Source organism: Pseudomonas sp. UBA5706 (assembly GCF_002419965.1).
GTDB lineage: Bacteria > Pseudomonadota > Gammaproteobacteria > Pseudomonadales > Pseudomonadaceae > Aquipseudomonas.
On the sequence record NZ_DIHC01000022.1, the window covers coordinates 1 to 10,222 of the forward strand.

The following is a 10,222-nucleotide window of genomic DNA, read 5'->3' on the forward strand; positions in this document are numbered from 1 at the left end:
GAGAACACCGGCTGCAGGTCTTCGCGCTTGAGCAACACCTGGTTGCCCAGCCGCTCGGAGAGCTGACGCGCGCCCTGCAGCGGGGTTTCGACGGCGATATCGTAAACGCGGGAGGTGAGGATTTTCTTGACGTACTGTTCGAGCATCGGGAAAGCATCACTGGCGAGGGGGCAAGGCTCGGAAGTCTACCCCGCGTCCCGACGCACGACCACACCAACACTCAGGCTTTAACCACAGCATGTCGCTATAATGCCCGCCCTTTCGTGTCCTTTGGCCTCCGTGGAGCCCCGCATGACCCAGGATCAACTCAAACAGGCCGTTGCCCAAGCCGCCGTCGACTTCATCCTTCCGAAACTCGACGACAAAAGCATCGTGGGTGTCGGCACCGGTTCCACTGCCAATTGCTTCATCGATGCACTGGCGCTGCACAAGGGCGCGTTCGACGGCGCAGTGGCCAGCTCCGAAGCCACCGCCGCACGCCTCAAAGGCCACGGCATTCCAGTGTATGAACTCAACACCGTCAGCGATCTTGAGTTCTATATCGACGGCGCCGATGAAAGCGATGAGCACTTGAACCTGATCAAGGGCGGCGGCGCAGCCCTGACTCGCGAGAAAATCGTGGCGGCGGTGGCCAAAACGTTCATCTGCATCGCCGACGGCAGCAAACTGGTGCCGGTCCTCGGTGCATTCCCGCTGCCGGTCGAAGTCATCCCGATGGCGCGCAGCCACGTCGCGCGGCAACTGGTGAAGCTGGGCGGTGACCCGGTGTACCGCGAAGGTGTGCTGACCGATAACGGCAACATCATCCTCGACGTGCACAACATGAACATCACCAATCCGGTAGAGCTGGAAGCACAGATCAACGCCATTGTCGGTGTCGTCACCAACGGGCTGTTTGCGGCGCGTTCTGCGGACTTGCTGTTGCTGGGTACTCAGGATGGCGTGAAAACCCTCAAGCGCTGAGCGGGTTTTACCTGCGAACCTTGGGGTGAAACACGTTCTCTGTGTGGGGGCGAATTCATTCGCAATCGGCCAATCCATTTGACGCGTCTTTGTCGGATGGATGCCGCCTCGCGAATGAATTCGCTCCTACAGAAGGATCACCCGGACAAAGCATCACCCTTCACTTCTTCCGGAACACATAAAAAAGATTCGGTTCGCTCACCAGATATAACGTCCCGTCCTCCCCCATCGCAATTCCTTCCGCCTGTGGCACGCTCTTGCTCAGGCCCATGCTGCCCTTGCTCAGCGACACATTGCCGACAGGTCTGCCGGCGGTGTCCAGCTCCAATATCTGCCGCGACTCATCGGACAAGGCCAAAAGATGACCGCTGCGTTCGTCGAACTGCAGGCTGGAAAGGTCACGCACGAACAGGCCAGCATTACGCTTGCTGCTGGAGGTGACTTCGAGAGCGTTCGGCGTGGTCGTGTCGGCATCTGGGAAGCCGCGCACTTCGATGATCTGCACCGGTTTGCGCTCTTTGGCGACAAACAGCCGCTTACCCCGATTGTCGTAGGCCAGGCCTTCGAAGCCATTGTTACCGCCGGCATCAATCCCCAGCGTCAGTTGCTGTGCGTCAGCGGCGTCGAGAAACCCTGTATCGTCTTTGACCCGGACCTTGATCAGCCGCTGACTGTGTTCGTCGCTGATGACGTAAATGCCGGGGCTGATGTACTCCACCGCCTCCGCGTCGCCAAAGCCGGTCAACGGAATGCGCCGCAGGATTTTTCCCTCAAGGCTCAGCTCGACCAATTCGGGGTCTTTGTTGGTCACGGTGAACAGGGTTTTGCGGTCCGGGTCGTAGCTCAGCGCCGAAACGTTGTCTTCCAGGCCTTCGATGACGCTGGCCTCAGTTGCAACCTTGTAATCATCCAGCCCCAACGCCTGTGCATCGCTGGCCTGCCAGAAAACATGCCAGTTGAACCACATCCGCTCGGCCACTCGGTATTCGCGAGCAACGCCCCCTGACGCTGTCAGCAAAATCACGACGAGTAATGTCAATAAGACGGTTTTCAAAGTGGACAGACAACGCATGAATCAAGCTCGACCTCAGGTGGGGTCGTTTTAATAGCACCCTAGGCTGAAGCCAAGCTTAAGACTCGCAAGATCAAAGCTTCTGCCCGGAATGCGTGGACGCTGGCTTGCGAGCGATCTGTCGCGAAACGGCAGTAAAACCCCGGGCATGCGGTTTTCTGCTACATCGCATCTGCTGATTTGCTGCCGCTTCGCGCCAGATCGCCTGCAAGCAAGGCTCCTACGGCCTGCGGCCAGAATCGAAGGCGTTGTGCAGTTGCTGCGTCGTGCTAAGCACCTGCAAACAAGGTGCATACGGCCTGCGGCCAGAATCAAAAGCGTTGCGCAGCTGCTACTTCGTGCTAAGCACCTGCAAACAAGGTGCATACGGCCTGCGGCCAGAATCAAAAGCGTTGCGCAGCTACTGCTTCGTGCTAAGCGCCTGCAAGCAAGGTGCATACGGCCTGCGGCCAGAATCTAAAACGTTGCGCAGCTGCTGCTTCGTGCTAAGCACCTGCAAACAAGGTGCATACGGCCTGCGGCCAGAATCGAAGGCGTTGTGCAGTTGCTGCGTCGTGCTGAGCGCCTGCAAGCAAGGTGCATACGGCCTGCGGCCAGAATCAAAAACGTTGCGCAGCTGCTGCTTCGTGCTAAGCGCCTGCAAACAAGGTGCATACGGCCTGCGGCCAGAATCGAAGGCGTTGTGCAGTTGCTGCGTCGTGCTGAGCGTTTGCAAGCAAGGCTTCTGCGGCCTGTGGCAAGAATCGAAAGCGTTGCGCAGTTGCTGCTTCGTGCTGAGCGCCTGCAAGCAAGGCGCCTACGGCCTGCGGCCAGAATCAAAAGCGTTGCGCGGTGCTCGCAACCGCTTACTTCTTGAACGAATAAAACAGGTTGGGCTCGCTGACCATGTAGATCGTGCCTTTATCGTCCATCGTTACCCCTTCGGCTCGGGGGATGGTGTGGTCCAGGCCGTGGAAGCCTGCTACCAGCGCCAGGAAGCTCACCTCGTTGCCCTTCTCGTCCAGCTCAAGGAGCATGTGCGACTCAGCGGACAAGGCCAGCAAGTGGCCGGTTTTTTCATCGACATCCAACGCGGACAGGTTGCGCATGATGAGGCTGTCATTCGCCAGTTTCTGCTTGTCACCCTTGAGTAGGGCGCTGCCGTCCGACTGCCATGTGTACAACGCAGGCGGGCGTTCTTCGCCGAGCAGGATCCGCTGCTTGTGCGGGTCCCAGGCTACGCCCTCGAACGCCTTGTTCTGATCGGCGGAAGGCCCGAGGTCATACTTCGGAAAGTCAGCGATGTTCAGGGTCTTGGTGTCGGGCGTCACGGTGACCATGGTCATCAGGTGCTGACGCTCATCGACAATGGCGATCAAACCGTTGCCCAAAACCGCCAAGCCTTCCGGGTTGCTCCAGCCTACCAGCGGGATCTTGCGCAACACTTCGCCGCTCAGGCTTAGTTCGACCAGGAACGCGTTTTTGCCCATCACCGAGTACAGGGTTTTGCTTGATGGGTCATAGGACAGATCCGACGCCTCATCATTCTCCAGGCCCACGAGCGGCTTTCCGTCAATCACGACGTGGTAGTCCGGCAGCCACACACTGGCGGTGCGCTCGGAGACGGAGACCGTCTGCTCACGCAGCCATAGCAGACCGCGATCATCCCAGTGCCACGCATAGGACAGACCCACGAGGATCACCACCAGGGCGATCACCAGCCAGGACCAACGAAAACCTCGGCGCTTGGGGTTGCTCAGCGATTGATCAGCGGCTGCCATCTAGACGATCCCGAAAAACGAATTCATTGCGCAGCAATATGGCGCTGCGGTCGGCAAGGATTATCCGGATTGCTTGTGAAAAAAACGGCAACCAGAACGCCCCGGGCGATGGAGATGGCGCATAAAAAAGGCCGCCTGCGGTGTCACACAGGCGGCCTTCTGACCGAACGCTATGAATCAGCGGACGTCACTTTCGAAACGGCTCTGGCCCGGTAGTTCGAGCACGATCTGATCGCCGACATTGAACGGGCCAACGCCTGCTGGAGTGCCGGTCATGATTACGTCGCCCGCTTGCAGCGAAAACTGCGAGGCCATGTGCTGAATCATTGGCACGATCGGGTTAAGCATCTGGCTGCTGTTGCCGTCCTGGCGGACTTCGCCGTTGACAGTCAGGCGAATGGCAATGTCGGTCAGGTCCGGGTAGGCATCGGCCGACACGAACGGGGCGATGACTGCCGCGCCGTCGAACGACTTGGCGATTTCCCAAGGCAGGCCCTTTTCCTTGAGCCTGGACTGAATATCCCGAAGCGTAAGGTCAAGTCCTGGCGCAAAACCCGAAATCGCGTCCAGCACTTCTTCGCGGCTTGGGTTCTTGCTCAGCGACTTGCCGATCAGCACCACGATCTCGGCTTCGTAATGCACTGATCCGCGATCCTGCGGAATACTGAAACCACCTTCGAGCTCGACCACGCAACTGCCCGGCTTGATGAACAGCAGCGGCTCGGTCGGCACCGGGTTATCCAGTTCCCTGGCATGCTCGGCATAGTTACGGCCAATGCAGACCACCTTGCCCAGCGGGAAGTGAACCTTGGTTCCATCGACATACTTGTGCTGATAGCTCATGAGTGTTCCTTTTATTGCTTCGTCTATTACAACGTCGCACTGGCTTGGCTGGTATGGCGGATCGACGTTATAACGCGAAGATCTTGCCGGGGTTCATGATGCCGTTCGGGTCGAACACGGCTTTTACCGCTTTCATGTACTCGATTTCCACTGGCGAGCGGCTGTATTCGAGGTAGTCGCGCTTGACCAGACCGACGCCATGTTCGGCGGAAATGGAGCCGTTGTACTTCTCGACGATCTCGAATACCCACTTGTTAACCGTCGCGCACTTGGCGAAGAACGCCTCCTTGGGCAAGTCCTGTGGCTTGAGGATGTTCAGGTGCAGGTTGCCATCACCGATATGGCCGTACCAGACCACTTCGAAATCAGGGTAGTGCTCACTGACAATAGCGTCGATTTCGTTGAGGAACGCCGGGACCTTCGACACCGTGACCGAGATGTCGTTTTTGTACGGGGTCCAGTGGGAGATGGTTTCAGACAGGTATTCGCGCAGCTTCCACAGGTTCTGCAACTGCTGCTTGCTCTGACTCATCACCCCATCGATGACCCAACCCTGTTCCACGCAATGCTCGAAGGTAGCCAGCGCCTGATTGGCGATGTCTTCGTTGCTCGCCTCGAACTCAAGCAAGGCATAGAACGGCGTTTTGGTGGCAAACGGCTCGGGCACGTCACCGCGCGCCATGATGCGGGCCAGGCCCTTGTCGGAGAAAAACTCGAACGCCGTCAGGTCCAGCTTGCCGTGAAACGCGTGCAGTACCGGCATGATCGAATCGAAGTCGGGCGTGCCGAGAACCATGCAGGTCAGGTTTTTCGGTGCCCGATCCAGGCGCATCGTCGCCTCGACCACAAAACCCAGCGTGCCCTCGCCGCCAATGAACAGTTGACGCAGGTCGTAGCCAGTGGCGTTCTTGATCAGGTCTTTGTTCAGCTCAAGGATGTCGCCCTTGCCCGTCACGACCTTCAGCCCCGAGACCCAGTTGCGGGTCATGCCGTAGCGAATGACTTTGATCCCGCCGGCGTTGGTGCCGATGTTGCCGCCGATCTGACTTGAACCGGAGGAGGCGAAATCCACCGGGTAATAAAGGCCATTCTCTTCCGCGAAGTTCTGCAACTGTTTGGTGACCAGCCCTGGCTGGCAACGCACCGTGCGGTCGGTGACGTTGAGTTCCAGAATCTGGTTCATGGAGTCGAATGAAACGACCACCTCGCCATTCATCGCCACCGCGGCGCCAGAAAGCCCGGTCCGCCCGCCCGACGGCACCAGGGCGACCTTGTGCCGATTGGCCCAGTGGACGATGGCCTGCACCTGTTCGGTGGTTTTGGGAAAGACAATGGCGCTCGGCGCAGGGGCGTATTGCCGGGTCCAGTCCTTGCCATAGGCTTCGAGGGAATCGGCATCGGTGAGCACCTTTGCGGGCTCGACCAGGGACTTAAGTTCATCTATCAACGCAGACTGTGTCATCAAGGAACTCTCGAACGATTCATGGTCATCCTGAGAACGGCTCACGTCGCAGGAGCGGGTATTTCGCGGGGCACATATGCTAGCATACCGCCCCCGCAGAGACGTGCCTGAGGCCGACCTGCGAAGGCGCCGTTGCGCCGTGAGGCCAGCTCGCGCTGTCCATTCCCTGCCATTTTCTCCGGGACACAGGTTTACGCAGATGAGCAAGACTTCCCTCGACAAGAGCAAGATCAAGTTCCTTCTTCTCGAAGGCGTCCATCAATCCGCAGTCGACGTCCTCAAGGCCGCTGGTTACACCAGCATCGAGTACCACACCAAGTCTCTGCCGGAAGCCGAACTGAAGGAAAAGATTGCCGACGCTCACTTCATCGGTATTCGCTCACGTACCCAGCTGACCGAAGAGATCTTCGACAGCGCAAGGAAGCTGGTCGCGGTCGGCTGCTTCTGCATCGGCACCAACCAGGTTGACCTGAACGCGGCCCGCGAGCGCGGCATCGCTGTGTTCAACGCGCCGTACTCCAATACCCGTTCGGTCGCCGAACTGGTACTGGCCGAAGCGATCCTGCTGCTGCGCGGTATCCCCGAGAAAAACGCTTCCTGCCATCGTGGCGGCTGGATCAAGAGCGCCGCCAACTCCTTCGAGATCCGTGGCAAGAAGCTGGGCATCATCGGCTACGGTTCAATCGGCACGCAGTTGTCGGTTCTGGCCGAAGGCCTGGGCATGCAGGTGTTCTTTTTCGACCCGCTGACCAAGCTGCCACTGGGTAACGCCACTCAGGTTTCCAGCCTGACCGAGCTGCTGGGCCTGGCGGACATTGTGTCCCTGCACGTGCCTGAGCTGCCGTCCACCCAGTGGATGATTGGTGAGAAGGAAATCCGCTCGATGAAGAAAGGCGCAATCCTGATCAACGCCGCGCGCGGCACCGTGGTCGAGCTGGACGCACTGGCCCGTGCGATCAAGGATCAGCACCTTATCGGCGCAGCCATCGACGTATTCCCGGTGGAGCCGCGCTCCAACGACGACATCTTCGAAAGCCCGCTGCGTGGCCTGGACAACGTGATCCTGACCCCGCACATCGGTGGCTCGACTGCCGAAGCCCAAGCCAATATCGGCCTGGAAGTGGCAGAGAAGCTGGTCAAGTACAGCGACAACGGTACGTCGGTGTCCTCGGTCAACTTCCCTGAAGTGGCCCTGCCGGCTCACCCTGGCAAGCATCGCCTGCTGCACATCCACGAAAACATCCCGGGCGTGCTCAGCGAAATCAACAAGGTGTTTGCGGAAAACGGCATCAACATCTCCGGCCAGTTCCTGCAAACCAACGAGAACGTAGGCTACGTGGTCATCGACGTCGATGCCGAGTACTCGGACCTGGCGCAAGAGAAGCTGCAGCACATCAACGGCACCATCCGCAGCCGCGTTCTGTTCTGAACCACCGGTTCAGGGCTATTGAAAAAAGGAGACCCTCGGGTCTCCTTTTTTTGCCTGCGCAAGGTGCCGACGCCGTTGCTGTAGCAGCTGGCTGGCGCTGGCGCGCTCAAGATCGCTACCCACTGGCCAGCCGGGCTGCCACAACCGACGCCCCGAAGATCGACGGGCAACCTTTGGTTATTTAACGGTGACGGTGATCTTCTGCGACTCAACCACTGGATTCAGCGGCACGTGGTTCTTGTCGCCGACCAGCAATTGCAGCGTGTGCTGGCCTGGGGCGAGGTTCAGTTCGGTTTCGGTCTGGCCTTTGCCGAAATGGCGGATGTTGTCAGTGGTCGGCAGCGGCGCATTCATGTCGGGCTGATCCTTGACGTCGATCAGCAGGTGGTGATGCCCGGTCTCCGGCACATCGACACCGGCGGGCGCGACGCCCATGCCCTTGAGTCCGAACTGAACCTTGAACGCACCGTTGACCACCGCGCCGTCCTTAGGCGAAATGATGTAGACCTCCGCCCCCGCAGGCGACGGCGTGCGCGGCACATCATCGGCCTGCACCAGGAAGGTCGAGCCCAGCAGCAAGCCGGCAAGGGCAGTTCTTGCGAATAAAGTCTTCATGATCTCTCCCGGTTTTGGGTTGTTATGGATGCTCAATCTCAGACCGTGAGCCCGAAGATTCGGTCCGGCAATCGCCGCGGAACATGCTGAGGCGCGGCGCTCACCTTAGTCTGGATTCGCGCGCAAAGGGGCGCAAGGAGCGCTTTTGTGTAGAAGATTTCATCTCGAACGCATCGAGCTTACAACTCAAACGGCTCGTTCCCCCGCCGCCGGAACCAACCGGTAAGGGACAGGCGATCGCGCATGGCGGGCAATACTTCATGAGGCATGTCGCCTGACAGAAACACCACCAGGCATCCACCGATGGGCTGTACGTCGTGCTCCACGCCATCCTTGAAGAACATACGCAATTGCCCGCCATCTTCGGGCTGCCAGCAGGCGTCATTGAGGTAGATCACTGCCGAGACCATGCGTCTGTCATCGTCACGAAAGCGGTCGACGTGCCGGCGATAAAAAGCCCCGGGCGGGTACAGCGCAAAGTGGCTTTCGAAATCCTCAAGGCCCAGAAACAGACCGCGATTAAGCGCCTGACGCAGGCTGTCCATTAACACCAGATACTGATCGCAGGGCCCGGCCTGTCCCGGCTCCAGCCATTGGATGTGATCACCACGAATTCCCTCGCGCACCTCTTGGGCAGGGCCGCGCCCAACCGCCGCCGGGGCCAGCTCGCCTTCAGCCGCGCGTTTGCGGCACTCAAGGGCCAGTTCGCGGGTCAGCGCTTCAGGCAAAAAGATGTCCTGCTGCGACCAGCCTCGCTCGGCCAGGTCGTCGACAATTTTCGTCAGCAGGGGGTCATCAGGGGATATGTGCATGGCGCGCATAGTATCCAGACGCCGATCAATCCAACAGAGCCCACGGTCTGCCAGCCCAAGAATATTTCTGCGCGGCGAAAACCCTGCAACCGTTTTCCACACGCCATCGCCGAACCCACGGATTTTCTTGAGGTCTGGCAACTTGTTAACTCGACAAATCCCCGCCGCCCCGCCGAGAATAGCGGCCTGCCGACAGGAGTCTCTAATGCGCCGTCTGTTTTTCCTGCTGTTGATGTTCTGCACCCTGCCCGCGTGGGCAGACGGCCACGACCAGCTGTACAAGGTCACCGGCTGGCCGGAACAACGCGCGCATTTCAACGACGCTCTCAAAGCTGCGCAGCAGCGCTACAAAAACAGCCTGCCACCTGCGGTGTTCGAAGCGCTGGTCAGCAACAGCAACCAGCGTTTCGCGCCACAGGCAATGGATCAACGCGCCGAGCAAAAACTGCGGCAGACGCTGCAGGACCCGAATCCTGCCTTGCAGTTTTTCCAATCCCCCCTGGGCCGCAAGATCGTCAATGCCGAGCTGACCGCAACCCGTCCCGACCAACTGGCGAAAAACGCACAAGGTTTGCCGAAGATGCAGGCCAGCGACAATCGCATGCTGATCATCGGCCACCTGGCCAACGCCCTCCCCGCCAAGGAAGCCGGTGCCGAAGTCAGTCTGGCCATCGCCGGGGTTGCGGCCGACAGCTTGAGTTCGATGATTCCAGGGCTAATGGGAGGCGGCTCGTCGCAAAATATGCTCGACGGGCAGCGTCAGCGACTGATGACGCAGATTGCCAACGACATGGGCAATACGCTGCTTTACGTGTATCGCGACCTGTCCGACGCAGAGCTGGAAGAGTTTTCGACCTTCGCCGAATCCAACGAAGGCAAGGCCTACTACCAAGCCGCGCTGGCTGCGATTCGGGCGGGATTGGCGGTTGGGCAGAACGTGAAGTAGACACGATCCTGTTTCTTGGATTCTTCCCGGAAGCAGAGCCTGATGACACCAAAGACCTGTGGCCTTTTATTCGGCCTCAAAGCACATACCGAATGACGCTAAACGCACTGCGGTATTTGGCTCTGCCCGCAAGCACAGCACCGAATGTCGCAAAAAACCTGCGGCTTTTGACTCTGCCCGAAGGGCGTAGGAGCGCAGCTTGCTCGCGATCGGCTGCGCAGCAGTCGTAAACCCTCCCACCACGGCCTGCCAGACACACCGCGCTGCCTGATTTTGCTGCCGGTCCCCGGCAGATCGTGGGCAAGCCGGACTCCTACGCC

10 protein-coding genes are annotated in these 10,222 nt (G+C 59.2%); 3 read left to right on the forward strand and 7 right to left on the reverse strand.

The window, feature by feature from the left end; all coding sequences use genetic code 11:
- Positions 1-146: hypothetical protein (locus B3I26_RS10930; protein WP_296257709.1), on the reverse strand; the 146-nt coding region annotated here is incomplete at its 3' end.
- Between the two features lie 145 nt (positions 147-291).
- Here B3I26_RS10930 and rpiA point away from each other — a divergent pair.
- A complete protein-coding gene (gene rpiA / locus B3I26_RS10935) occupies positions 292-963 on the forward strand; it encodes a ribose-5-phosphate isomerase RpiA (RefSeq protein WP_296257700.1) in 672 nt (223 codons plus the stop codon).
- Positions 964-1,123: 160 nt separating this feature from the next.
- On the opposite strand, the gene B3I26_RS10940 is transcribed toward rpiA, so the two are convergent.
- The 4 genes from B3I26_RS10940 to B3I26_RS10955 all read right to left on the reverse strand — a co-directional run bounded on the left by B3I26_RS10940 (position 1,124) and on the right by B3I26_RS10955 (position 6,100).
- The gene (locus tag B3I26_RS10940; protein WP_296257701.1) at positions 1,124-2,035 is read right to left on the reverse strand and encodes an SdiA-regulated domain-containing protein; all 912 of its coding nucleotides are present in this window, start codon (positions 2,033-2,035) and stop codon (positions 1,124-1,126) included.
- Between the two features lie 845 nt (positions 2,036-2,880).
- Entirely contained in the window at positions 2,881-3,795 is a 915-nt protein-coding gene (locus B3I26_RS10945) for an SdiA-regulated domain-containing protein (protein ID WP_296257702.1), read from the reverse strand.
- A 177-nt stretch (positions 3,796-3,972) separates the two neighbouring features.
- Entirely contained in the window at positions 3,973-4,638 is a 666-nt protein-coding gene (locus B3I26_RS10950) for a fumarylacetoacetate hydrolase family protein (protein ID WP_296257703.1), read from the reverse strand.
- Between the two features lie 67 nt (positions 4,639-4,705).
- Positions 4,706-6,100 carry an FAD-binding oxidoreductase gene (locus B3I26_RS10955; RefSeq protein ID WP_296257704.1) on the reverse strand — a complete coding sequence of 465 codons (1,395 nt, stop codon included), beginning with the start codon at positions 6,098-6,100 and terminating at the stop codon, positions 4,706-4,708.
- A gap of 199 nt (positions 6,101-6,299) precedes the next feature.
- Here B3I26_RS10955 and serA point away from each other — a divergent pair, with 199 nt between their 5' ends.
- Positions 6,300-7,529 (forward strand): phosphoglycerate dehydrogenase, encoded by a 1,230-nt coding sequence (gene serA, locus B3I26_RS10960; protein WP_296257705.1) that lies wholly within the window; start codon positions 6,300-6,302, stop codon positions 7,527-7,529.
- A 177-nt stretch (positions 7,530-7,706) separates the two neighbouring features.
- Here the strand turns inward: serA and B3I26_RS10965 are convergent, their stop codons facing one another.
- Both B3I26_RS10965 and B3I26_RS10970 read right to left on the reverse strand, forming a co-directional pair.
- Entirely contained in the window at positions 7,707-8,144 is a 438-nt protein-coding gene (locus B3I26_RS10965; RefSeq protein WP_296257706.1) for a DUF4399 domain-containing protein, read from the reverse strand.
- 179 nt (positions 8,145-8,323) lie between these two features.
- Positions 8,324-8,965 (reverse strand): 2OG-Fe(II) oxygenase, encoded by a 642-nt coding sequence (locus B3I26_RS10970; RefSeq protein ID WP_296257707.1) that lies wholly within the window; start codon positions 8,963-8,965, stop codon positions 8,324-8,326.
- Between the two features lie 196 nt (positions 8,966-9,161).
- On the opposite strand from B3I26_RS10970, the gene B3I26_RS10975 reads away from it, so the two are divergent.
- Entirely contained in the window at positions 9,162-9,902 is a 741-nt protein-coding gene (locus B3I26_RS10975) for a DUF2059 domain-containing protein (protein ID WP_296257708.1), read from the forward strand.
- Positions 9,903-10,222: the final 320 nt, after the last annotated feature.